The following is a 24,037-nucleotide window of genomic DNA, read 5'->3' as shown; positions in this document are numbered from 1 at the left end:
ATTTATTTGATCAACACCTGCTGTGTACGCTTCAGACTACCTTTGGTCATAACGAGAATGTATTGTCCCGCTTTAATACCTGTAGTATTCAATAAATGTTTTTTCTGTCCGGACGGCACTTTCCAGATGCGCATCATACTGGTCATTTTCATATCGTACAACGTGAATGTGATCTGCTCTGAACTCGCCACTTTTGCGTTAGCCGGTAATTTAGCTGCTTCAGGTTCTTCCATCACTACCTGCAGGTTGCCGCCGGTGGCCGGGTTGGGATAAACGGTCATGCTGAAACGGCTGGCGCCTTTGCAATCCACGTAATAGAAACCAGTTTCGTAATAGTCACTTGTTTGTCCGCAACTGTTCGTAATCCAGGCGTCAACGTTATACCAGCCTGGCTCTTGTGACGCCGGCATAATGAAGGGAAGACCCAGGTTGGGGTTGGTACCTGTCCAACTCATAGCAAGTCCGTTCGGTCCATACATCTCCCAATGAAGCGTCCAGGTATCCCATGCTGGCGGGGCCGGATTGACGGTGATAAACATGGTATTTACCCAATCGTCATAGTCATAATCATGGTTACATAAATTCTCGCCGGCGCCCAGGCCATTCGAGCTGGTTTCGATGGGACCAACCATATATGGATTGCCCACCTGAATAGGTGCTGAAGTAATGGTCGCGTTCAGGCCGCAGGGTGAGGTAACTGTAGCCGTTAGTGTTGTCCAGCCGTAGTCGAATTGAGTGACTGTAGTGGTATTACTGTTAGGATTATCGATATCTACCGGGCCATCTTTCGACCAGGTAACAATTGCTCCTGGCGGCAGGCTGGTAATGCCAAAAGGATCGGAAGTGCCACAAACATGGTTGGGGCCGGAAATAGACATTCCCGAAGGTGCAAAGGGGCCGCCTACGCCAACTGCATACCATGCGTTGGACGTTGCAATAGACTCGCAGGAATTAGGGCCGTACAGGGCGTGTGATGCATTGATAAAGGCATTCCGCGCGTCAGCAAACGTTGAGTTGGGTGTAAGGAAGTAACTCTCGGCGATATAGGCGATACGGGCGGCCTCAAAAATTCCGATACCGGAAACGTTATAGGCATTACCAATGTCATTGGTGCCTGCTCCACCTTGTGCGAGCAGGAAGAACATGAAGTTGAGCACGCCGCTGTTGGTATGCACGCCACAGTAGTCATTGCCAGTAGGACCGCCGACAGGCGTACAATTATCTACGTTAACCCAGTTTGTACCGTGGTATGTATCGGGCTGGCCAAAGGCGTTGGGATTGCTCATCGAGCGAAGGGGGATGAAGCCAAGCTCTTCGCCAATCAACCAGGTTTGTTTATTGGGATCAGCCCAGTTTTCTATAACAGCGCCCCAGATATCGGAGAAACCTTCATTCAGCGCACCAGGTTCTTTTTCATACTTAAGATTAGCCGTATACTGGTTAATACCGTGGCCAAATTCATGGGCAACTACATCCAGCGCCACAAACGGTATAGTATAAAGCTTGGCAGGATTGCCATCGCCGTAGCGCATGGCGTTGCCAACGCCATCCCATTGCGCATTGTCCCAGTCTACGGCAAAGTGTACATAGTTCTGCACAGGCAGGCCACTGCCATTGATACTATTGCGGCCCTGCACGGTTTGCCAGTAATCGAGTACTGTCTCCGCAGCCCAGTGGGCATCAGGTGCGGCGCGGTCCCAATTGGCAGTATGCTCCGCAGCAGTCCAGTTGTTATCATTGTCTGTAAAATCAACAGCGGCGCCATAACTGGTACCCCGCAGCGCATTGAGCGTGGAAATATTGACGTTGTTACGGGTTTCACGCAGGCGGAATTGTCCGCTCCAGGAATCACCCATAATATTTCGGGTGCCGCTGTACAGGGTTTCAGCTGTACCTGGTGCGTTGGTGTTGCACAGCAGGGAAACGGCATCCAGGATATGCCCGTCCCAAGCGTCTACGAACACCAGTTGCTCGCTTTCCGGCTCAAGGGCGGAAATGGTGAATTTCCAGGAAAGCCGCCATGGCCGACCGGCCTGCCGTTCGTCGCGGGTAACAACGAGCGAGCCTTTGGGACTGTAACCGGCATGCCCCATTTTTTGCATGTGCGCCTGTAGTTGCGCATCTTCCCATTTGTACTTTTTAGCGCCTACGAATTTCTGCGCCAGCGCGAGCGCGCTTTTTTCGGAAACACCAGGTTGATCGCCGGCGATCTTTACTTTAGCAAATTCGCCATTGACAGTCTCGATCTCGTCCTGATGGCCATGTGCCGCGTATTGTGCACCCTCTACTGGAATGCCTTTATAATACTGCTGGTACAGGCGGTGGGTAATACCAAGATTGTCCGTTTGGGTACGCTGCAGCACAAACTGATCGTCATTACCAGCATTGTGCAAAGTTTTGAAGAATTGAGCAGCTTCGGACAATTTCCGTTTGCCGGATTTGTCGGGTTTAAAACGGGCATTGCTAACCGTTTTGTCGGTTCTTAATTGGAAATCTAATGTGTCGCCGCCGTTTTGGGCGCGCAGGTTGGGTGCCATTAGTACAATGGCAAGTGCCCCCAAGGCACTTGGTAGAAATCTTTTCACAGGCTGTTTATTTTAAGTGAAGAAAAACGGGCATATTACCTGGTGAGGTAAAGGAAGAAAAGCCAGTTAGCGTTAGGGAACAGCAAAGGTGCCGTTCGGGGTTGCAGGGAAAGGTTGTGTAAGGTTCTCATTTGACAGGTTTATGGTATGAAATCTAAGTTAGGTTAAATGGTGGCATATAAAAACAAAGGCATTATTAAGGAATTTTTAAATGCAAGGGAAAGTTGAAATCAAGGTCTTATAAAAAGGGCCCCTTCATATCCAATAAGCTGAAGGGGCCTGCAGAAACACGAATTCGTGAAATGAAAAAACTCAGCTTTTGATGAATTGTTCCAATTCAAACTCCTGTAGGTCACCAAATTCCGAGTAAATCTTTTTTCCAAATACCTTTTCTGTAATATTCTCAATAGTTTCGCAAACTTCTTCAAATGGATTGATGGTCTCAAATGGATTTTCTTCATCTTCATTTCCATACTTTGCCAACTCGTATGACATTCTGGAATCAGCGGCTGTATACACAAATTGTTCAAGTAAGCCATTTCTACCTCTGGCAAATGCTTCTATATTACTGTTATTCTCGTAATATATCTTCATGAATTCTTCTACCTGAAAATTTTTAATTAGTTCCAGTTCCCTTAACAAGGGATTGATCTCTTTTGTATGATTTGCAATGATCGAGTAATTAATGTCCGTGATCATTAGATAGTTGTTTGCGGTCATGGTTGCAAACAAGTTGTTATCATTCATGTTCCTGAAAGTATAGAAAAAGCCGAACTTCTGTGATGTTGAACGATAATTGCCCAAACCCAGGCGATGTAAAGCTTCTTCGACATTGCTGGATCCTGTTTTGTAAAAACCTGCCCATAGATACATTGGATTCTAATTTATGTCCAAAATAAAGACAAAGAAATTGGAAATGAAATTTAATTAAGTCACCACTTGTGCCGGGGATATAATAAAAATGCCCCGTTGCCGGGGCTTTTTTATTATGGCTTGAACTCATTGGCCGGGATCGGGAAATAATCCCAGGCACCCTTAACATATTTAGAAGCAGGATTAAACCGGGAGGCTCCTACCTGTGGCGATTCCACCGCCATCTGATGCAGCCTGTCTGCAGCAATACCCCATCTTCTCAGGTTTTCGTACCGCCAGTCTTCACCAGCCAGCTCCACCCGGGATTCATGTTGTATCGCAGCACGCATATCGGTTACAGATAAACCGGCGTTTATCATAGGCAACGAACCGGTGACGATCGTTTTTTGATAAATACGACGGCTGTCAACAGCCGGACTGTTATTAGCCCGCGTTCTTACTTCATTCACATAAGTGGCGGCATCAGCAGTACGGCCTGTTTCATTCAAACATTCTGCATAACAAAGAAGGGCATCGGAAAAACGCAACCATTTTACGTTAAGGTCTTCTGCAAATATGCCGGCGCTGTTTTGGAAACCGGTTCTTTCACTGGCATTACGCAGGTATTTATAGTTCGGATACCATTGGTTTTCATGACCCGGCCAAACCCAGCCCGCATATGATTTTTCTGAACTGTCTTTCACCTCATAACTCAGGGAATTATCAGCATGATTTACAGATACGTTTTTAATATAAAACTTGCCGGTTGAATTGTGAAGCATGGTATCTTTCAACGACGTAACATAATACACATCGCCCGGTTCCAGCATGGTATAGGTAAACCGTTTGTCGATCACTTTGCCACTGATGTCTTTTTCAAATTCGTTATACAGGTCACCGGTAAAACATTCACGCCCACCATACCCTTCATACATATCAGGTTGTTCAAAAACCTGCAAATAATTACCCGGGGCGCCTACTTCATGACTTACGCCTGCACCCGGTGCATAATACATTTCATTTACCTCGAAAACAGATTCTTTGTCCTGGTCATGCGCCTTGCTGTATACATCACCAAAATTGGGCAGTAAATCAAGCCCGTATTCATTTCTTTTACCAGCTGGAACAAACTCCGCCAGCACGTCTGCCGCCTTCTGCCAGTTATCTGTCAGATTTAAAGGATAACCCGCCAGCTGCATATAGGCTTTTGCCAGTAGGAATTTGGCTGCCGCCTGACTGATTCTTCCCTTGTTGGCCGGGTCCCAGCTTTTGGGAAGGGCAGGAGCGGCTTCCTGCAGGTCTTTAATGACCTGTGCATATACTTCAGGCGCTTTTGAAAAAGCCACCGTGTAATAGTTTTCAATTGGCAATACATCGGTGATCACCGGACAGGTACCCCAACGTGTAGCCACCATATAATACATCAATGCACGTACGCTTTTACACTCGGCTGCCAACACATCCTTGTCTGCTTGTGGAATGGGGGCCGTTTCCAGTTTTTTAAGCGTGTAATTACAGAGGTAAATGCCCTGGAAACAATATTTCCAGCCCCAAAGGAACTGAACGTTATCGGGTGAAAAATTATACCATACGGTGAAATCATCGGTAGGTGTACGCAGCAGATCATCCCCGGCATATTCGTTCAATGCACGGCGTATGAACAGATAAATAGGTCCTAAATGCACCGTGCGGTTGTAAACCTGCATCACGGCCCCCGTACATTGTTCGGTAGTTAAATAAAAATTATCATCCGACACTACGCCATAGGGCGCAGAATCAAGAAAACTCTTCTTGCACGAACTGGCAGTTGCCAGCAACAGCAGTAATAAAAAACAGCTTATGATAGATTGCACTTGTTTCATGGTAAATTCCTGTTGTAAGGTTTAGAATTGAATGCTCAGGCCCGCAGTGATCGATTTCTGGGTAGGGTAGCGGTCGCCATAATCGAGGCCCATGATATAGCTGGGACTATTGGCCTGACCGCCTTCATTGGCATTGAGCCGTGCGCCATTGGCAATTTCGGGGTCATCGCCTTTATATTTGGTAAGTACAAACACATTTTCAGCAGAAACATAAACCCTGATGTTTGAGATCCCCGACTTTCTTAAAATATTGTCCGGCAAAGTATAGCCCATCTGCAGGTTCTTTAACCGAAGAAAGGAGCCATTCTGTATGCTGGTAGTAACAGGTCCTTTTTCAAAGTTCCGTTTAGTACCACCGGGACTCACCTTTGGATAAATGGCATTGGTATGTTCAGGGGTCCATGAATTGGCCACCACATCTGCCCAAATGTTTTGCGGATTGTTTTCATCCCAGCCAGATAAATAGATATCGCCAATAGAATAGATATCATTGCCATAAGAACCAGTCCAGAAAGATTTCAGATCAAAACCTGCATAGGCAAGATTTACATTGAACGAATAAGTGAATTTGGGATTGGGATTACCGATCACCTTTTTATCTTTTCCATCAATAACATCATTGCCATCCTGGTCTTTGAACCTGAAGTCGCCAACCTGCGCGCCCTGTTGTCTTTCATTGCCGAATTTATTCGTTAGTTCAGCGGTTGTATTATAGAAGCCATCTACCACATAACCATAAAAAGCGCCGAGGGGATCGCCTTCACGCATTTGAATGATGGTAGGAATGCGTTCATCGCTTACCTGGATAGGAATATTGTCATTCAGTTTTGAAACGCTTGCTTTATAGAAAGAAATGTTAGCACCCAGATCGAGGTAGAGCTTGCCAAAATTATTATTGTACGAAGCGGTGACATCCAGGCCATGGTTCTTTATTTCAGCCCCATTCACCCATTGGGTAACGGGCGCAATACCATCAGACGCCGGAATACCGGAGTATAAAGGAAGTGTTTTCTGATACAGAACGCCGGTCGTATGTCTGGAAAAATAATCAACAGCCAGCCTTACCGTATTATTGAACAAACCAAGGTCTGCACCAATATTGGTAGAAGAAGTGGTTTCCCAGGTCAAATCGGGGTTGGGCGCATTTGTTGGACCATACCCCTGCACAAACACCTTGCTTGAATTATCGCCGCCTACACCGCCTAATACATAACCGCGGTTTACCGTACCGGCGATCTGCGACAGGTAGGGATAATTGGCCTGTATTTTCTCATTGCCTAATTGTCCCCAGCTTCCTCTTAACTTAAGATCACTGATCCAGGAAGCCTTTAAGTCCTTAAAGAAATTTTCATTGGATACGCGCCAACCCAAACCAACCGAGGGGAAAGTACCCCAGCGTTTACCGGGAGCAAAACGGTACGACCCATCTCGGCGAATACTTGCCTGCAACAGGTACCGGTCGTTGTAATTGTAATTGGCCCGGCCTACATAAGAAACATAGTTGTATTGATACGCACTGCCGCCATTGTTACGGTCAAGGGTTTGTGCATCGAGCACCTGTAAATAAGGATCGTTGGAAAGACCAGTTGAGGCGCTGGCATTAAAATAGTTGGATCTTTCCTCTTCTGCCACCATACCAGCGGTAAGGTCAAAGCTGTGTTTATTGATCTTTTTAGAATAGGTGGCAAAATTATTAAAGGTCCAGTGCATATACTTGGAGAAGTTGTCACCAACACCCGTCTTGATGGAATAGTCCCTGGAGCCTAACCGGTATACAGGCGAGAAGCTGTGGTAGTCGTTGTCAATTCGCTCGAAACCCAGAGTAGACGTGAATTTCAATCCTTTCAGGATGCCAACAATTTGTCCGAAGTCAATCTCGCCCTGTACATTCCCATACAGACTTAAATAATTATTGGTACCATTATTCCGGGCAGTTTGGGCAACCGGGTTGTTCAGGATGTTAAGTGCTTCGAGCACATCAAAATACTGATTGAGATTTCTTTCGGTAATAGGCAGTGCAGCAATTTCGTCAGGCGTTTTATAAATGGGAGCAATGGCTGGAACATTTCTTGCTGAACCGTAAATATTATAGCTATGCCGCTTTTCGTTAGAAATGGCCAGGTCTTCGCTTACCTTGAACCAGTCAAAGAGTTTATTGCTGCTGTTCAGCCGTGCGGTCAGTCTTTCATTGTCCGACTTCAATTGTGTACCTAACACTTTTGAATAGTTGACGCTGGTGAAATAGTTATGGTCTTCGTTTCCGCCCCGGATGCTCAAATTGTAATTCTGGGTAGTGCCGGTACGGGTGATCGCATCAACCCAGTCTGTATTATAGCCTTTATTATACAGCGAGGAGAGCGGGCCATCCATATTTTTGATCTTTACATAATCAAAATATTCCTGGGCATTGGCCATCCGGCGGGTTTTGCCGTTGGTGGCTGTTCCATAATAAGCGTCTAAAGAGATCTGTCTTTTACCGCTGCGTCCTTTTTTAGTGGTAACATAAATCACTCCATTAGCCGCCCGGTTGCCATAAATAGCTGCTGCAGCTGCATCTTTTAATACCTGGATGCTTTCGATATCGCCGGGGTTCAAAAAATTCAACCCATTGTTTACAGGTATTCCGTCTACTATATACAGGGGATTGTTGTTACCGAACGTACCAACACCGCGGATCCTTACCTTACCATTATCGCCGGGTTCGCCGCCGTTACTGGTTACAGTAAGTCCGGCTACCTGGCCTTGCAGCAACGACTCGGTATTTTGTACCGGCCGGCCGGCCATTTTTTCGGCACTGATGGTACTGATAGCAGAGGTGAGGTCTTTTTTTCGTTGGGTACCATACCCAACCACCACCACCTCATCCATTTTTTTACCAGCACTGAGCGTAACGTTCAATACGCCATCCCTAACCGTAAGTGTTTTTGTTTCGTATCCGGCCGCACTGAACTCCAGTACGGAACCTGATTGGGCAGCAAATGAAAATGTTCCATTGGCATTGGTCATTGTTCCGGAAGTCGTTCCTTTTACAAATACAGATACATTAGGAAGCGGTTGATTATCTGCGCCTGAAATAACCTTGCCGGTAACGGTTATGATTTTACCGGCTGAATTTTCCGAAGTGCTTACAGGTACAGCATCCCGGGAAACCCGGGCTGTATCTGACTGGGCATTAACAGTAGCATGAAAAGCAATGAGTGCTACCAGCAAAAGAATTCCTTCATAACGGCTACGTGGCAACCGTATGTAAAACTTTTTCATTAGAGCGGGGTTAAAATTTAATTAAACATGGCTTAAAGCAGTGGTAGAAAATACCAACTGCTGCAAGCCTGATTTTTCATGCCGCACCCGACAATAATGCTGCCATTAATGTTACAAGAGAAAATTCTTAGGAATATCTAATAATCTGGAGATGGTATTTATTTAAGCCGTTTTCTTTCCATTAGAAATAAATTTGCGCAACCAGATAATTGCACTTATTTTTGCAACCAGATAGTTGCGAATAATAGTATAATGGAAATAAGAAGAGATATTTTTCAGGCTATTGCCGACCCAACGAGGCGGGCAATCATAGCCCTGATAGCCACACAGGCAATGACCCCCAATGCCCTTGCCGAACATTTTCATACCAGCCGACAGGCAGTATCAAAACATATAAAGATATTGACAGAGTGCGACCTGGTAAAGCAGGAACAGCAGGGCCGGGAGATTTACTATTCACTCGACATTCAAAAAATGAAAGAGATTGATAAATGGTTAGACCAATTCAGGAAGCTTTGGGAAACTCAATTTAATCAACTTGACGAAGTATTAGCAACACTTAAAAAACAAAAAAAATGACAACAAATTTGCAATTCGATCTTACCGTCGACAAAGCGGCAAAAACCGTATACATAACCAGGGAATTCGATGCCGATCTTTCTCTGGTATGGGACGCTTTTACCAAACAGGAACTGCTTGACCAATGGGTAGCGCCTAAACCCTGGACGTCAAAAACAAAACACATGAATTTTGAAGTGGGCGGAAGCAGGTTTTATGCCATGGTAGGTCCGGAAGGGCAGGAGGGTTGGATACTTCAGCAATACAAGTCCATTACGCCCAAGACCAACTTCAAACTGTTCAATGTATTTGCCGATAAAGATGAAAACCCGCAACCACCAGGTTCTGATTGGGACTATAATTTTAGCGAACAGGGAGAAAGAACAGTGGTGCACATTTCTATTTATAACGACTCACTTGCCCGTATGGAGAAAATGATTGAAATGGGCTTCAAAGAAGGATTCGCTATGTCTCTGCAAAATCTGGATGAATTGTTGGGAACTTTATCGCAACGATAGCAGAAATTATTGCTTGCATGAACCATGTATGCTTTATTAAAAAAACATACATGGTTCATGCATGTTTATCACTAACCATAAGCAAAATCCGTGCTTTGTCCCACCTCGATGATATAACCGTCCGGATCGCGTATGTAGCAACGGATCTCGCCGTATTTAGGGATTGGTTCCGTAATAAACTCAGCACCGCGGCTTTTCCAAAGCTGGTAACAAGCCTGAATATCCGCCACACGGAAATTCATAAAGCTGTTGATCTTGTCAGGATCAGGGACAGTGAGCGTTACCGTTGGTTTATCGGGAGTTGGTCCGCCACCGACGTTCACAATAAGCCAGGTATTCGCAATCTGAATGTACGCAGGCGCCCCGCTGCTGTCGCCTCTGCTCAATATCCGACCACCAAAAACCGTTTCGTAAAAGCGAGCCGACCGCTCAATGTCGGTTACTGTGATGAAGTGCGCAATGGTAAACCCCTCCCGGGGTGGCATCTCATAGCTTTTTTGTTCAACCTGTACAGTACTCATACCAGCTGCCGATTTGTTTTGAGATACGTAAGTTACCGAAAATTGGAAGGCCGTTGACCGGGCAAAATCATGATACTAATCATTGAAATCATGAAACCTTCAAACACAATTGCCAATATAAATTCCAATAAAGGCCAGCAATCTTCGAAAAATACCATATAATAAGTATATAGTACCATTACAGCAGCATTATTCAAATTAAATTTGAACCTGATTATTTTATTACATTCCCGGGAAATACAAAACAGCTCAAAAAAATAAATTATGACATTACATTTAGGGGATGAAGCTCCCAATTTTAAGGCATCGACCACTCTTGGAGTAATCGATTTTTATACTTTTTTGGGAAATAGCTGGGGGCTTTTGCTTTCCCATCCGGCAGACTATACGCCCGTATGTACAACGGAACTGGGTAGAACGGCACAGTTACACGAAGAATTTAAAAAAAGAAACGTTAAGGCTATTGCTGTAAGTGTTGATGGAATTGACGACCATTATGAATGGATTAAAGACATCAATGAAGTAAAAGCAACAAGTGTCGAATTTCCTTTGATTGCTGACCAAAACAGGATGGTGTCTACCTTATACGACATGATCCATCCCAATGCTTCAGGAACACAAACGGTTCGTTCTGTATTCATAATCAGTCCTGACAAAAAGATCCGCTTAACCCTGACTTACCCCGCTTCAACCGGCCGGAATTTTAATGAGATATTACGTGTTATCGATTCCCTTCAATTAACAGACAATTACAAGGTATCAACGCCTGCAGACTGGAATCCCGGTGATGACGTCATCATTTCAAATGCAGTAAAAACGGAGGATGCAATCAGCCAGTTTCCCAAAGGGATTAATGAAGTAAAACCTTATTTACGATATACTCCACAACCGGATATTGAATAGTAACACGGAGAAATAAGGTGTTAAAAAATCATAAAACATGAATAATAGCAAAAGAAATATCCCACGGCATTTGATCCTCCTGGTGTCGATATTGCTGTTATTGATCTCATCCTGTCCCATTAAAAAAGGGATCATAAGCCTTGTACATATCCATACAGAAACAGAAAGCTCCTCTCCCAAAGACATAAATCATTTTGCAGCCTATCTGGCTGACACCTGTGAAAAAAGTGAATCAGCAGATACTAATCTGACTCAGCTTAAATCAGTATCGGCTACGGATTATTTGCCGGTACTGCTTTTCATAACAGCGTTTCTGGCCCTCAGCTTCGGAAATTTTATTCGAAAAACATTTCCCAGGTATTGGAAATACAATATACTCACTGATCTATCCCTCTTTTTGCAGCATCGCAGACTTATCATTTAGAATCATACCTCCCATCTCAAAACAACTGATAAAGTAATTCACTTCGTCAGGGCATTTATTTATCTCTCAAAAATCTTCGGGTCTCATCATAGCCCGTTAAAAAATCTATTAAATAATATGTTGAAACATATTATCGGGGTCGCTGTGCTGTGGCTGACCAACGTGGCCTTTTATCCACTGCTGGCACAGGAAGACACCAATACATTGGGTCACTTATGGCCGCAGGTGGAGGCAAACTATCCCGGTATTCGATCACAGCAATCCGCCATAGAAGCAGCCAGGCTCGATGAAAAATACCAGGCAAGCAATATGTTGCCACAGCTAAAAGCGCAAGCGCAGAATACTTATGGTACTTATAAGGGAAATGCAGGCGCATTTTTCCCCCAGGCAGGCTTTTTCAATGTTAGCGGCAACACTGCTACAGATGGATCGCCCCTCACGGCCAATACATTCACCTCAGCGACATTGGAATGGGATATTTATGCTTTCGGTAAACTTAGAAAGGAAAATGAGGCCAGTCATGCATTAACAGCTAAAAAGCGCAGTGAATATGACGCCTATTTGTTGAATTTAAAAAAAATGCTCTCAACACGTTATATACAACTACTCTATACCGATACAAAGCTTCGCTGGATAAAGAAAAATGCAGACCGCCTGGATGATATCCGAAAGATCACCAGCGGCTTGTCTGCAGCAGGTCTCAAACCGGCTGCAGACAGTTTGTTGGCTTCATCCGCTTACATGCAGGCAATAGGCGAATATGAAAAATGGAAAGGCCTGCATGAAGCTAATTTAATAAAACTGTCAGAGCTTACTAATGGAGCACTCGTCGGGTACAGTTCTTCCGCAAAACGTTTTATGGCAGCTACAAAACCAGCCCCGAATGAGGGAGAAGAGCTTATCAGCACTGAGCATCCAATTTTGGTTGCATTGGACAGGCAGGTTGATTTTTATAAACTGAGCGGTGAAGTAGAAAAGAAGAAAGCGCTGCCGTCAGTGCGTTTTTTGGGAGGCTATGCGTACAGGGGAGCAGGTATCAGTTCAAATGGTTCTGCTTCTGGCAACTGGCAGAAAGGTTTTACCAATGCCACCAATAACTATTTGGCCGGGATAGGCATAACCTGGAACATTACAGGATTGTATGCCAATCGGCTAAAATATGCCGGTTTACAAAAAGAGGCCGAAACTACCGGGCACCTGCGGGAACAGTATCAACAGGCAATGCAGGCAGACTTATTATCATTTCAGGTTAAAGCGGTTCAGCAGTATCAACAGGTACAAAAAACAGGCATAGCAGTGAGCCAGGCGGTTAGCGCATACGACATGTACATGTCCCGTTTTAAAAGCGGCCTTATAACATTAACTGAATTGCTTCAGATCCAATTATTGCTCGAACAGGCAGAGAATAACCAAATAGAAGCTACAGTTGATTATTGGATGCTTCATGCCGATCGGGCAGCGTTGACAGCCGATTTTCAATTCCTTTTTAACAACCTCTAAAACACAAGAATGAACCTGATAAGATTTGCTTTAAGAAAGCCGGTTTCAGTGATGGTGGTCGTGCTGGCGATTGTAGTTGGTTCCTACAGCACGATAAAAAAAATAAATGTCGATATCTTCCCCGAAGTTGAATTACCAGCCATTTATATCTCCATGACATACGGTGGTCTTTCCCCCGCTTACATGGACGGTTTTATGGCCAATGAGTTTCAAAAAGTGCTGCTGTTTGTAAATGGAGTAAAAGATATTGATTTTAAAAGTATACAGGGGTTAACATTAATGAAGTTGACATTCTATCCGGGAACCAATATGTCACAGGCTGCCGGAGAGGTTTCAACCGCTGTATCCAAGGCAATGGGATTTCTGCCACCCGGATCAATACCTCCCATTGTTGTTCGTTTCGACGGAAGCTCCCTGCCGGTTGGGCAACTGGTTTTTGAAAGTGATCAGCGAAGCATCAACGAAATCCAGACGCTGGTATTTACAAAGATCAGGCCCATGTTTGCAGAAATACCAGGTATCACTGCCCCTGCACCATTCGGAGGCAATCTTCGATCAATCGTTGTCAATATAGATCCGGAGTTGATGCAGGCCAATGGACTAAGCCCGGAAGACATAACAGCCACCATTACCAGAAACAGCCTGCCGTCACCTGCAGGTAACATTCGTATAGGGGAGCAGAACCTGATGGTCCCCGTTAACTCTATTGGCATTAACCCCGAAGCATTCCTGAACATGCCGGTAAAAACCAGCGGCAACCGCACTGTATTTGTACGGGATGTTGCGAAAGTTGAAGATGCCGCAGATCAAACAGTAGGATATGCATTGATCAACAGCAGGCGCTCTGTATACCTGCCGGTTATAAAAAAAGCGGATGCATCAACGCTGAGTGCAGTAAGAAACTTGAAGAACGCATTACCCTTATTCAGGAACCAGCTGCCGGAAGATGTCTCCATAAAATATGTATTTGACCAGTCCAAATACATTGAGCGGTCATTGTCCAATCTTATTCATGAAGGGATCCTGGGGGCGGTTTTTACCGGGCTGATGATCCTGCTGTTTTTGGGAGATACCCGGGGTGCACTAATTGTAGTACTTACCATACCCATCGCCCTGATGGCAGCAGTAGTAGTACTGTATCTCTTAGGACAAACTATAAATATTATGACCCTGAGTGGCCTTGCTTTATCAATTGGCATTTTGGTAGATGAAGCTACGGTAACCATAGAAAACATCCACCAGCATATAGAGAAGGGAAAGAATAAGCAACGGGCAATAGTGGATGCCCTACTGGAGATCTCTATTCCCAAATTGCTTATTCTTTTATGTATCCTGGCGGTACTGACCCCTGTATTTATTATGACCGGTATTCAAAAGGATATGTTTATGCCGCTGTCTATGGCGGTAGCCTTTGCCATGATCGCCTCTTTTTTGGCATCACAAACGTTTGTACCCATAGTTGCCAACTGGATAATGACAACCAAACGGGGCCATGCAGCCCGCCCGCAAAGAAAACGGGCTTTTTTTGAAAAGATCAGGATAAGCTATTCCTACCGGATGCGTAAATGGTCAAACAGGTCACTAATGCTGCTTGCCGTGTATATAATTATATCCGGCGCAATTATAACCATATTACTCGGCAGGGTAGGAACGGATGTAATGCCGGTTTCTAATGGGGGTGATCTGCAGCTGCGCATTCAGGCGCCGCAGGGAAGCAGGCTGGAGAAAACCGAAGAACTTGTGAAAAATATTACCCGGGATATTGCTGCACTGGTTCCAAATGACGGCTTATACATAACCTCAGCCTATGTAGGGTTACAACCGGCAGGATCCCCCATTAATCCCATTTTCCTTTTTACGAATGCATCTCATGAAGCAGTGCTGCAGGTGTCGGTAAATCAGCAGCAATATACCGGCTCTATGGAAATTTTGAAAGAAAAGATCAGGGAGGTAGTGGCCCAAAAACATCCGGAAGCAAAAATAAATTTTGAGCCGTTGGAGTTGACTGAAAGGATCATGAGCCAGGGAGCAATGACGCCTATTGAAATAAAAGTGGGCGCTGGACAGGTAAAAAGTGCCTTCGCCTATGCATCCAAAATTGAGGCGAACCTGAAAAAACTGCCCTATTTAAGAGATGTCCGGATTGCAGAACCGATTGCCTATCCAACATTGGAAATAGAGGTCAACAGAGAGCTTGCCGGGCAATTTGGCCTGAGCATGCAGGATATAACCGGAAGCCTGGTAACGGCCACTTCTTCCACCCGGTTCACAGACAAGAATCTTTGGGTAGATTCAAAATCGGGACTGGTATTCCAGGTGCAGGTGCAAATACCAGAGGCGTTTATGTCTTCTGAAGAAAGATTAAAGTCATTGCCGCTAAAAAAGGGCAGCCTGAGCCCGGTATTGGAAGATGTAGCAACTGTACGCCGGGTAACATCGCCCGCACAGGTAAACAGAAAAGGACCCAACAGGTATGTTACAGTAATAGCAAATGTGTCGGGTGCAGACCTGGGAACAGCATCAAAAGCCATCAAAAAAGCCATTAAAGAAGCCGGCGAAATTCCCCGTGGCATAACGGTGTTCACGGAAGGAACACAACAATTGCTCAGCGAAATACTTAGTAGTCTGCTATCAGGCCTGGCAGTTGCTATCATTGCAATATTCCTTATGCTGGCAGCTTATTACCAATCGTTCAAAGTTCCGCTGATCATACTTTCAGTATTACCAGCGGTGATAGCCGGCAGTTTACTCATGCTTTTTATAACAGGCAGCACCCTGAACCTGCAGTCATATATGGGTATAATTATGTCAATAGGTATATCCGTATCAAATGCCGTATTACAGGTAAATCAGGCGGAGTATTACCGGAAGCAGCTTTCTCTGAATGCCACTCATGCTGCCAGGTTAGCCGCCTCCTCACGTCTTCGACCGGTATTGATGACCGCCGCTGCAATGCTTGCAGGTATGTTGCCAATGGCAATGGGTATAGGAGAGGGAGCAGAGCAGGTAGCGCCAATAGGTCGGGCAGTCATTGGTGGCCTGATAGCATCAACAGCAACTATTCTGCTGCTGGCACCACATTTCTTTTCATCACTAATGGCAGGCACTGCAGTAAGTAGCCCTTCCCTTGACCCTGATGATAAGGACAGCCAATATTATGAAGAACATCCTTTAAACGCTAAAATGTAAATACAATGTTTTGTAACTCCTGGATACAACAAAAAATAGCAAAAGCATATATTATACCAATCGTAGCTTTATTGGCGCTTGCTGCCTGTTCACCGGGTAACGACGAAAAGGGCAAAAAAAAGGAATCGACATCGGGAATACCCATGCCTGAAACATTTAATACAACACCCATCAGGTTTATAAATCCGGGGTATGAGCTTTCTTTGCCCGCGGAATTGGAACCGAATGAGGAAGTATCGGTATACGCCAAACTGCCCGGTTTTGTACAGCATCTTTATGTTGACCGGGGCGACCGGGTGCGCAAAGGGCAATTGCTTGCCATACTGGAAGCCCCGGAAATAGAGCAGAAGTATATGTCAAACAAATCTTCCGGGCAGAAGGTCTACAACGATTATTTATTTGCCAGACAGAACTATGAAAGACTGGCAGAGGCATCAAAAACAAGCGGAGCCGTAGCAGCAATAGAATTAGAAAGAGCAAAAAGTGCCATGGAAAGCACAAAAGCTGCCTATGAGGCATCAACATCCGAAACGGAGCAAACTGCTCAAATTCAAAAATACCTGCGCATCACCGCCCCATTCGACGGAATAATTACCGCCAGAAATGTTTCCCTGGGCGCATTGGCAGGAACTTCCTCAGGCATGCCCCTTTTCCTGATAGAACAGAAAAAAAAGCTTCGCTTAACCGTTTCTATTCCTGAGAAACATGCATCGGCCGTAAGAGAGGGAATGACCGCCACATTTACCATAAGTTCTCAACCCGGAAAGATCTTCAAAACAAAACTATCGAGGTCATCCGGTCTGCTGAATCAGCAGAACCGGTCATTAGTAGTAGAATTTGATGTAGACAATGCATCAGGAGATCTGCAGGGGCGTGATTACGCGCAGGTAACATTGCAACTAAAGCGTAAAGATCCAACATACTGGATTCCTGTTAAAAGCTTGCTCAATACTCAGTCAGGTGTTTTCGTTCTAACATTCAATAATCAGGAAATAAAGAGGATCCCTGTAAAAGAAGGAGTAAGACTGGATAGCCTGTTAGAGGTTTTTGGAAATTTCGGGAAGAATGATAACATAGTTCTTAAACCTTCAGAAGAAATAAAAGAAGGGAAATATAATTAGTCAGTTGAAGATATACCGATGTTATAACGGAAAAGGCTCACGTCGGTGAGCCTTTTTTCCGGGTTATGAATTAAAGCATAACTTTTCAATGATATCCAGCACCCCTGCCTCATTGTTATCCTTATCGGTAACAAAGTTTGCGACCTCCTTCAATTTCGGGTTCGCATTTTTCATGGCATAACTGTAGGTAGCAGTTTTCATCATTTCATAGTCGTTCATAAAATCACCGAATACCAGCGTTTCATCGGGACTAATATTATTCAATGACTGTAATAGTTGCACAGCCTCCCCCTTGTTAACATCTGTCCGGGTAATATCCAGCCATTTTGCGCCACCAACGGCAATCTTTAACCTGTTTTCAAAATGTTTATAGTGAGGATGGCTGTTTGTTTCCGCTCCTGCCTGATCGTAAACTGTCACCTTCAAGAAAGCTTCTTCTACTTTTGTAAGGTCATTTACAACCTTAAAATTACTGTGGTAGGCCAATACGGCATTCATGAGGGCCTCATCTGAATTCTCCAGGTACCATTGCTCTCTTCCGCAAAGAATAGGCCACGCATTGTCGACACCGCGTGCTGCCATTACCAATGCTTGAATTTCGTGCGGTGGCAGTGATTTAGAAAGGAGCTCTGTGTTATCATGAACAATAAGACTACCATTATCTGATATGGAATACAATTGGTCTATTATTGTCTGAAATTTAGCAGCGATGCTAAAATGAGGTCTGCCAGTGGCAATGGCCAATTTTATCCCTTTGCTGAAGAGGCGGTCTGCCATTTCCCAAAAACGTTCAGGCACTTCATGTTGGTCATTCAGCAGGGTCCCATCGAGGTCGGTTACAATTAGTTTTATCATAGGTTAAAATCAAATACAAGGAGGCAAAGATATCTTATATTTGCCCATATTACAATTCCATTTTTCCGTTAGTTTACGAGTAGAAATTATCTGACAACATCAACTTTTTGAATGACACAATTAGCTTATGAATTCACGGAATGGCTTATTGGATAATGTCAATGAGACATTGAAACATCACAATAAGTTGTTCGAAAGCCCCAATCGTTTATTTGGGACCCATAATAAATAATGCGCGAGTCATAATAAGTTATGTAAGGCTGGCAATGGATTTATCGAAAGTTATAATAAGTTTAAAAAAGCTGTCATTCAATTTATGGAGGCTATCATGCGATTTATGAGGGCTATCATGCAATTTATGATGACTATCAACCAATTTATGGCGACTGTTAACCAGCTCATTGAAGCATCAACTAATTTATTCTATGAAACAATAGGAATAAGTGGTCAAAAAATGAGCGCAGGAGGCACTAAAATCATTTATTGCACCTACAAGCTGAATTATGGGATCTTTCAGATAGAATATTGGCATCTCAACCTGAAATATTGCCGGTAATTGATGAATTAAGGAAGCTTCCTGTCGAAATAAGGCAGCTACCCTCAATTTGATGAAGGGTATCCGTCGATTGATGGAGATGGCAATCAAACGGACAGGGGTATACTTTGAATGTTGAACGATTAAAAACATTTACCTTCACATTAAATTACTCTGCGTGATTATAGTAATCTGAAATAAGACACAGGATATTGACCCCTTATAAATCAAAAAATGATAAACGACTCTTTATCTGTTATTCGGGAACGACTAGAAATGCAAGATGCACCTCAGGAAGATCTTACAAGCTTTCTTATGTTCAAAATTTTGGGAGCAACGATTGTCAAAACTCTAAATTCAGCAAGTCAAAATTACCCGCTGCAAGTTTCCATAGCTGAGTATTTCTCTTCCTATCCGACGGGAAAGTCATCCAATTCGGGCACAAACCAATATCTATTTGGACATTTGAGAATGAAAGTAAAATATCCAAATTCGTACATCCATAAAGAAACCATAAGGGAAAAATTTACTGACTTATTTTTAAAGCATGATGTAGATTTTGAGCACAGTAAAATGTTTTCGGGAAGATTCCAGGTAGTAACAGAAGACAAACAACAGCTTCAGCATCTTTTACAGTTCAAAAACCTGGATGCCTTAACAGCACATCCCGAAATGGAACTTGAGTTCAATAATGAAGCCTGTCTATTCAGATGCTCAAGGAAGTCAATTTCAATAGAAGAGACAAATAACTTCTGCGAATTGGCAAAAACGTTACTGACGATGTTTAATTAATAGTCTCTTTTACCCCCAATAGCTTCAAGATAAAATCTTATGTATGTGATTCTAAATTTCTATTTAATTTTCAACTCCGGAATAAGTGGATCCGTTTCAATTAATTCTAAATCTTTTACCATATTCATTGTACCATTTTTATATGTCAGAAAATGTGACGTTTTCAAATGAGACTGGTAAGCTTCCTCATTCAAATATATTTCCAGGATGGTGAGATGCGTAGGTCTTTCTTTATCAAATACAGCATATAATGTCAACACACCTGGCTCTTTACTTACCGAAGCTTCAATCTCTTCCTTTAAAAATGTTTTATAACTTTCCAGTTGAGCTGAGTCAATGACAACTTTAGCAAGGCGAACTTTCTCTGGCTTTTGTGGTGTTTTGTGAGTTTTACAAGAGACAATTAAGCTGACTAAGTAAACCATACAGAAGATTCGCCACGTATATTTAAATATTTTCATTATAAGATTGTTTTCTAAATGTACCCTAAAATATTAGAAAAAATAGCGGATACACTAAACAGGCTACCGGATCAAACCCAGGTATCAATAGCACTTGTCAGAAACAAACAGGTGGCTTATCAGGGCATGATCAGCCAAGATGGGAATATTGACTATATCGATAATTACACATCTGCCTTTGAAATCGGCTCTATAACCAAGGCATTTACCGGAAATGTACTGGCGCAACTGATCATTGAAAAAAAAGTCGATCCAGACGACCCTGCCCAAAAGTATCTTCCCTTCCCATTATTGAATTCGCCGTCCTTTACCTTAAAACAGTTGGCGCTACATACCGCCGGCCTTCCCCGAATGCCGCATGATTTCGATACGCAACCAAACTATGATAAGACAAACCCCTTTAAGAACTATACGGAGGAACAACTGATCTCTTATCTTACTCAACACCTGCGTTTGGACAGCCAGCCAGGGGAAAAACATCTTTATTCCAATCTGGGAGCGGGTTTACTGAGCTACATTATATCAAAGATTGAAAGAAAACCATTTGCAAAAGTGGTAAGGGAGCGAATATTTATTCCTCTAAAGATGAACCACTCCACGTTCGATATTCGTGAAGTAAAAGCTGAAATGGTGAGGGGAATCGATGAGCATGACAATTTTTGTTCGCACTGGGATGGGGGAGTCCTCAATGGTTGTCTGGGTATTATTTCTACGGCAGAAGACCTGTCAAAGTTTGCCATCATGACTTGCGATTCCGGCAATACAGCAGCCAGCCTGCAGGCAACCGAAACATTCCCAATAAACGATTTGCAAAGTTGTAATCTGGGATGGTACGAACTCCATATCATGCCTGAAGACATTCGAATGCAAGGACTCAATGGTGGAACCGGAGGTTATGGCGCTTCCATACTAGCTAACAGAGCGCGTAATTGCTCGGTTATACTTTTATCAAATATTTCACCAGATCGATACATGCAATTGATCTACCCGCTGGTAAAGGAATTATTTATTGAATTGTCAAAATAAAAAGCCTCTGGAGAAATACCAGAGGCCTAATTATATTTTACCGGACTTAGCCTTTAACGCCAGCCTAATCCGGGTGCAACATATTTCAAAATAGAAGAAAGCACGTGGACATTGTATTCAACTCCTAACGTGTTAGGTATTGTTAAAAGGACAGTATCCGCTTCCTGGATGGCTTCGTCCTGGGCCAACTCCCTGATAAGCTGGTCTGGTTCTGCCGCATAACTTCTTCCGAAAATGGCGCGTCTGTCGTTTTCAAGAATACCAATCTTGTCGACTCTGTTGGTTTCCTGTCCAAAGAAATACCTGTCCTGATCAGTTACCAATGCAAAAATAGACCGGCTCACGGATACTCTTGGTTCACGCTGATGCCCTGCTTTTTTCCAGGCTTCTTTGTACAACCTGATCTGTTCTGCCTGCTGTATATGGAATGGCTTGCCGCTTTCGTCGAACTTCAGGGTTGAACTTTGCAGATACATTCCGTTTTCGGCTGCCCAGATAGCGGTGGCATTTGAACCGGCTCCCCACCATATACGTTCCCGCAATCCTTCTGAGTATGGTTCTAGTCGTAATAAGCCTGGGGGATTAGGAAACATGGGATAGGGGTTGGGTTCTGCAAATCCAACACCTTTGAGCCCATCCAAAAATTGCAGCGCTTTGCGGCGCCCCATACCTTCGTCTGTTTCTCCTTCGGCTGGTTCATACCCAAAATAACGCCACCCATCGATTACCTGTTCCGGCGAACCTCTGCTGATGCCCAATTGTAATCGCCCGCGGGAAATCAAATCGGCGGCCCCGGCATCTTCTACCATGTAAAGGGGATTTTCATAACGCATATCAATAACACCTGTTCCAATCTCTATCTTGCTTGTTTTGGCGCCGATGGCTGAAAGCAGCGGAAATGGAGAGGCTAGCTGAGCGGCAAAATGGTGCACCCGAAAATACGCCCCATCTAAACCGATCTCTTCAGCAGCAACGGCCAGGTCAATGGACTGCAGCAACGTGTCGCCTGCCGTACGGGTTTTATAGCCTGTACGATTGGACCAATGTCCGAATGATAAAAATCCTATTTTCTTCATAACATGCTTTCGATTGTAAAATAACCGCACAAAAATAAGTAATATATAATTGTCTGCAATTGTCTGTCTTTCTTCATCCTTCAACAGAGTGCCGAAAGCTTTGACAGAATACCCTGGTTTTAAACACAACATTTGGGGCAAAGTTTATAACGAACCAGGATTGTTTGAGTGGCTTTTTGAACAAAGACGAATTAAACAGCGGACACGGCAAACCGACAACACCCCAGCTGCAACGTCATAAGAAGCTTAATTTAGCTTCATCGCCATCCTTTTAGCACAAAGCCCAACCAGAGCAATCAAAGCGCCTATAGGGCATATTAACGCGCCTGCCGATTTGTGGCCTACCATTTCCCCTGTCTGATTCTAGACAGATTCACTCCAGATATACGACATCCCCGGTAATAATGCCACTGTAATGCCACCAGAATGCCACTGGAATGCCACTGTACAGTGGCATTCCAGTGGCATATTGCCGGGATGTTGGTGGAATAAGCATCGACTATCCACCGAATATCACATAAGTATCACCAGGGATTCATATGAATGTCACATAAGAAAAAGCGCCATTTCTGACGGCGAAAGAATTTATGACGAGTGGTAATAATGAAGGTAACGGATAATGTACATTCGTAAAAAGAAGCCAGTATGCAATTTGCTCCGGCTGAGATATTAAGGCCTTATGTGAAGAATTATACATTGATTTCCATTGACAAAGATCTGACAGATGAAGTATTTTACCCCAGTGGCTATGTAGATCTGGTCATAAACATTTCGGAAGGCAGTGCTTTTACGCTAATTAATGGCCGCAGCAGGAAGCTACCGGGCGTTGAAGTGCTTGGCCATCTTACATTGCCTTCCCGCCTTACGGTCACCAAAGGAACTTCAGTGTTAATTGCCAGAATTTATCCATTTGCCAGCTCATTGTTCTTCACAGATTCCATGTCGGAGTTCACAAATTATGCCACCGATGCTTACGGGATATTTTTGAAAGAGATCAATGATTTTTATGCTGGCTTAATGGAAACAGCTACACTTGAACAAAAGGTTGCGGCACTTGAAGGTTTCCTGATCGCCAAACTCGGTCAGCATGAAAAACAATTTAAAAAGGTCTCGCTGATCCGGAACGTATGCAACCACATTTTCTCGATGGGAGACGCATACGACAGCAAAACTTTATCATCTGGTTATGGTCTTTCAGAAAGATACATGGAGAAATTGTTTATGAACATGGTGGGCATATCTCCCCGCGCACTTTTCACTGTACATAGATTCAATAAAAGTCTTAATCTGGTGCTAACATCCGGGCACCCATTAACATCGATTGCTTATGAGTGTGGGTACCACGACCAGTCACATTTTATAAAAGAATTTTCAAAATTCACCGGAACCACTCCTTTAGCCGCAAGATCCTTGCTACAGAGCAATGGAGAAGAATTCCAGCAGGTTGTCAATATTGGCTTTTGAGAAAGTGATAAGCATCCCGGGAGACGCCTATCACTTTATTAAAATTAATGAGTTGTGCGATTGCTACTGAACATATCGCGATGCATTTTCCAGCCGGCAGCAGTTTTTTTCCAGATCACCAGCACTTTACCTTCATCTATTTTATTATGATCAAGGTCATACAATTCATAACTACTTTCTTCTGTAACAAAGTCGTTCCCGTCTCCGTAAATATGCTGAACAACAAATTTACTATGCACTTTCGGACCGCCTTTAAAGAAATTCAGGATATTGTCGCGACCACAAATGGGGGCTGAGTTAGGAGGCATAAGACAGGCATCATCAGTATACCTGGTTAATATAGATCCATCGCCTTTGTTTGCCAGATCGGAATAGATGGCGTTACTGGCAATAATGACTTTTCTTATCTCCTCCAATTGCTGGTCATTTTTTGATTGAGCATAGCCTATGCCGGAGACTGTCAGAAATGACAATAAAAAAATAATTCCTTTCATATATTTGTTTTATGGCAAAATAACCGCCCCTTGCGCAAAG

Annotated in this window: 19 protein-coding genes; 10 read left to right on the top strand and 9 right to left on the bottom strand. The window is 43.8% G+C overall.

Features of this window, described 5'->3' with window-relative positions:
• Positions 1-2: 2 nt before the first annotated feature.
• From BMX95_RS29430 to BMX95_RS29415, 4 genes are all read right to left on the bottom strand, one after another.
• Entirely contained in the window at positions 3-2,585 is a 2,583-nt protein-coding gene (locus tag BMX95_RS29430) for a M4 family metallopeptidase (RefSeq protein ID WP_133053994.1), read from the bottom strand.
• A 312-nt stretch (positions 2,586-2,897) separates the two neighbouring features.
• Positions 2,898-3,458, bottom strand: a complete 561-nt coding sequence (locus tag BMX95_RS29425; protein WP_081202875.1) for a hypothetical protein — start codon at positions 3,456-3,458, stop codon at positions 2,898-2,900.
• Between the two features lie 113 nt (positions 3,459-3,571).
• On the bottom strand, positions 3,572-5,299 hold the full coding sequence (locus tag BMX95_RS29420; RefSeq protein WP_081202876.1) for a RagB/SusD family nutrient uptake outer membrane protein: 1,728 nt from the start codon (positions 5,297-5,299) through the stop codon (positions 3,572-3,574).
• 21 nt (positions 5,300-5,320) lie between these two features.
• On the bottom strand, positions 5,321-8,560 hold the full coding sequence (locus tag BMX95_RS29415; protein WP_081202877.1) for a SusC/RagA family TonB-linked outer membrane protein: 3,240 nt from the start codon (positions 8,558-8,560) through the stop codon (positions 5,321-5,323).
• A 252-nt stretch (positions 8,561-8,812) separates the two neighbouring features.
• Between BMX95_RS29415 and BMX95_RS29410 the strand changes: the two genes are divergently transcribed.
• The gene (locus BMX95_RS29410) at positions 8,813-9,139 is read left to right on the top strand and encodes an ArsR/SmtB family transcription factor (RefSeq protein WP_207631670.1); all 327 of its coding nucleotides are present in this window, start codon (positions 8,813-8,815) and stop codon (positions 9,137-9,139) included.
• A complete protein-coding gene (locus tag BMX95_RS29405) occupies positions 9,136-9,636 on the top strand; it encodes an SRPBCC family protein (protein WP_081202878.1) in 501 nt (166 codons plus the stop codon). The genes BMX95_RS29410 and BMX95_RS29405 overlap by 4 nt, the downstream gene beginning before the upstream one ends.
• 71 nt (positions 9,637-9,707) lie before the next feature.
• Here BMX95_RS29405 and BMX95_RS29400 read toward each other — a convergent pair whose 3' ends face one another.
• Entirely contained in the window at positions 9,708-10,157 is a 450-nt protein-coding gene (locus BMX95_RS29400; RefSeq protein WP_081202879.1) for a VOC family protein, read from the bottom strand.
• 264 nt (positions 10,158-10,421) lie between these two features.
• On the opposite strand from BMX95_RS29400, the gene BMX95_RS29395 reads away from it, so the two are divergent.
• The 5 genes from BMX95_RS29395 (at position 10,422) to BMX95_RS29375 (ending at position 17,294) form a co-directional block, all read left to right on the top strand.
• Entirely contained in the window at positions 10,422-11,060 is a 639-nt protein-coding gene (locus BMX95_RS29395) for a peroxiredoxin (RefSeq protein ID WP_081202880.1), read from the top strand.
• A gap of 37 nt (positions 11,061-11,097) precedes the next feature.
• Positions 11,098-11,484: a hypothetical protein gene (locus BMX95_RS29390; protein WP_081202881.1), complete on the top strand. Its 387-nt coding sequence runs from the start codon at positions 11,098-11,100 to the stop codon at positions 11,482-11,484.
• A gap of 117 nt (positions 11,485-11,601) precedes the next feature.
• Positions 11,602-12,984, top strand: a complete 1,383-nt coding sequence (locus tag BMX95_RS29385; protein WP_081202882.1) for a TolC family protein — start codon at positions 11,602-11,604, stop codon at positions 12,982-12,984.
• Between the two features lie 9 nt (positions 12,985-12,993).
• Entirely contained in the window at positions 12,994-16,173 is a 3,180-nt protein-coding gene (locus BMX95_RS29380; protein ID WP_081202883.1) for an efflux RND transporter permease subunit, read from the top strand.
• 5 nt (positions 16,174-16,178) lie between these two features.
• Entirely contained in the window at positions 16,179-17,294 is a 1,116-nt protein-coding gene (locus tag BMX95_RS29375; protein ID WP_081202884.1) for an efflux RND transporter periplasmic adaptor subunit, read from the top strand.
• 63 nt (positions 17,295-17,357) lie between these two features.
• Here the strand turns inward: BMX95_RS29375 and BMX95_RS29370 are convergent, their stop codons facing one another.
• Entirely contained in the window at positions 17,358-18,149 is a 792-nt protein-coding gene (locus BMX95_RS29370; protein ID WP_081202885.1) for an HAD family hydrolase, read from the bottom strand.
• Between the two features lie 769 nt (positions 18,150-18,918).
• Here BMX95_RS29370 and BMX95_RS29360 point away from each other — a divergent pair.
• Positions 18,919-19,476 carry a hypothetical protein gene (locus tag BMX95_RS29360; protein WP_081202887.1) on the top strand — a complete coding sequence of 186 codons (558 nt, stop codon included), beginning with the start codon at positions 18,919-18,921 and terminating at the stop codon, positions 19,474-19,476.
• A gap of 59 nt (positions 19,477-19,535) precedes the next feature.
• Here the strand turns inward: BMX95_RS29360 and BMX95_RS29355 are convergent, their stop codons facing one another.
• Positions 19,536-19,937 (bottom strand): putative quinol monooxygenase, encoded by a 402-nt coding sequence (locus BMX95_RS29355; RefSeq protein ID WP_242673200.1) that lies wholly within the window; start codon positions 19,935-19,937, stop codon positions 19,536-19,538.
• Between the two features lie 18 nt (positions 19,938-19,955).
• Here BMX95_RS29355 and BMX95_RS29350 point away from each other — a divergent pair, with 18 nt between their 5' ends.
• Positions 19,956-20,963: a serine hydrolase domain-containing protein gene (locus BMX95_RS29350; RefSeq protein WP_081202888.1), complete on the top strand. Its 1,008-nt coding sequence runs from the start codon at positions 19,956-19,958 to the stop codon at positions 20,961-20,963.
• 53 nt (positions 20,964-21,016) lie between these two features.
• On the opposite strand, the gene BMX95_RS29345 is transcribed toward BMX95_RS29350, so the two are convergent.
• Positions 21,017-22,039: an LLM class flavin-dependent oxidoreductase gene (locus tag BMX95_RS29345; RefSeq protein WP_081202953.1), complete on the bottom strand. Its 1,023-nt coding sequence runs from the start codon at positions 22,037-22,039 to the stop codon at positions 21,017-21,019.
• Between the two features lie 645 nt (positions 22,040-22,684).
• Between BMX95_RS29345 and BMX95_RS29340 the strand changes: the two genes are divergently transcribed.
• Complete coding sequence (locus tag BMX95_RS29340) at positions 22,685-23,503, top strand: helix-turn-helix domain-containing protein (RefSeq protein ID WP_081202889.1); 819 nt, start codon at positions 22,685-22,687, stop codon at positions 23,501-23,503.
• 44 nt (positions 23,504-23,547) lie between these two features.
• On the opposite strand, the gene BMX95_RS29335 is transcribed toward BMX95_RS29340, so the two are convergent.
• Positions 23,548-23,997: a YybH family protein gene (locus tag BMX95_RS29335; protein ID WP_081202890.1), complete on the bottom strand. Its 450-nt coding sequence runs from the start codon at positions 23,995-23,997 to the stop codon at positions 23,548-23,550.
• Positions 23,998-24,037: the final 40 nt, after the last annotated feature.

The sequence above is a fragment of the Niastella yeongjuensis genome (assembly GCF_900110245.1).
Lineage (GTDB): Bacteria > Bacteroidota > Bacteroidia > Chitinophagales > Chitinophagaceae > Niastella > Niastella yeongjuensis.
This window is presented reverse-complemented; position numbering and strand designations above follow the sequence as displayed.

Bases quoted from the DNA above. Each gene is read 5' to 3' on its own strand.
- BMX95_RS29345 (WP_081202953.1), bottom strand. From the start codon at position 22,039: ATGAAGAAAATAGGATTTTTATCATTCGGACATTGGTCCAATCGTACA.
- BMX95_RS29400 (WP_081202879.1), bottom strand. From the start codon at position 10,157: ATGAGTACTGTACAGGTTGAACAAAAAAGCTATGAGATGCCACCCCGG.
- BMX95_RS29350 (WP_081202888.1), top strand. From the start codon at position 19,956: ATGTACCCTAAAATATTAGAAAAAATAGCGGATACACTAAACAGGCTA.
- BMX95_RS29415 (WP_081202877.1), bottom strand. From the start codon at position 8,560: ATGAAAAAGTTTTACATACGGTTGCCACGTAGCCGTTATGAAGGAATT.
- BMX95_RS29340 (WP_081202889.1), top strand. From the start codon at position 22,685: ATGCAATTTGCTCCGGCTGAGATATTAAGGCCTTATGTGAAGAATTAT.
- BMX95_RS29425 (WP_081202875.1), bottom strand. From the start codon at position 3,458: ATGTATCTATGGGCAGGTTTTTACAAAACAGGATCCAGCAATGTCGAA.
- BMX95_RS29370 (WP_081202885.1), bottom strand. From the start codon at position 18,149: ATGATAAAACTAATTGTAACCGACCTCGATGGGACCCTGCTGAATGAC.
- BMX95_RS29390 (WP_081202881.1), top strand. From the start codon at position 11,098: ATGAATAATAGCAAAAGAAATATCCCACGGCATTTGATCCTCCTGGTG.
- BMX95_RS29360 (WP_081202887.1), top strand. From the start codon at position 18,919: ATGATAAACGACTCTTTATCTGTTATTCGGGAACGACTAGAAATGCAA.
- BMX95_RS29405 (WP_081202878.1), top strand. From the start codon at position 9,136: ATGACAACAAATTTGCAATTCGATCTTACCGTCGACAAAGCGGCAAAA.
- BMX95_RS29355 (WP_242673200.1), bottom strand. From the start codon at position 19,937: ATGAAAATATTTAAATATACGTGGCGAATCTTCTGTATGGTTTACTTA.
- BMX95_RS29395 (WP_081202880.1), top strand. From the start codon at position 10,422: ATGACATTACATTTAGGGGATGAAGCTCCCAATTTTAAGGCATCGACC.
- BMX95_RS29410 (WP_207631670.1), top strand. From the start codon at position 8,813: ATGGAAATAAGAAGAGATATTTTTCAGGCTATTGCCGACCCAACGAGG.
- BMX95_RS29385 (WP_081202882.1), top strand. From the start codon at position 11,602: ATGTTGAAACATATTATCGGGGTCGCTGTGCTGTGGCTGACCAACGTG.
- BMX95_RS29380 (WP_081202883.1), top strand. From the start codon at position 12,994: ATGAACCTGATAAGATTTGCTTTAAGAAAGCCGGTTTCAGTGATGGTG.
- BMX95_RS29375 (WP_081202884.1), top strand. From the start codon at position 16,179: ATGTTTTGTAACTCCTGGATACAACAAAAAATAGCAAAAGCATATATT.
- BMX95_RS29335 (WP_081202890.1), bottom strand. From the start codon at position 23,997: ATGAAAGGAATTATTTTTTTATTGTCATTTCTGACAGTCTCCGGCATA.
- BMX95_RS29420 (WP_081202876.1), bottom strand. From the start codon at position 5,299: ATGAAACAAGTGCAATCTATCATAAGCTGTTTTTTATTACTGCTGTTG.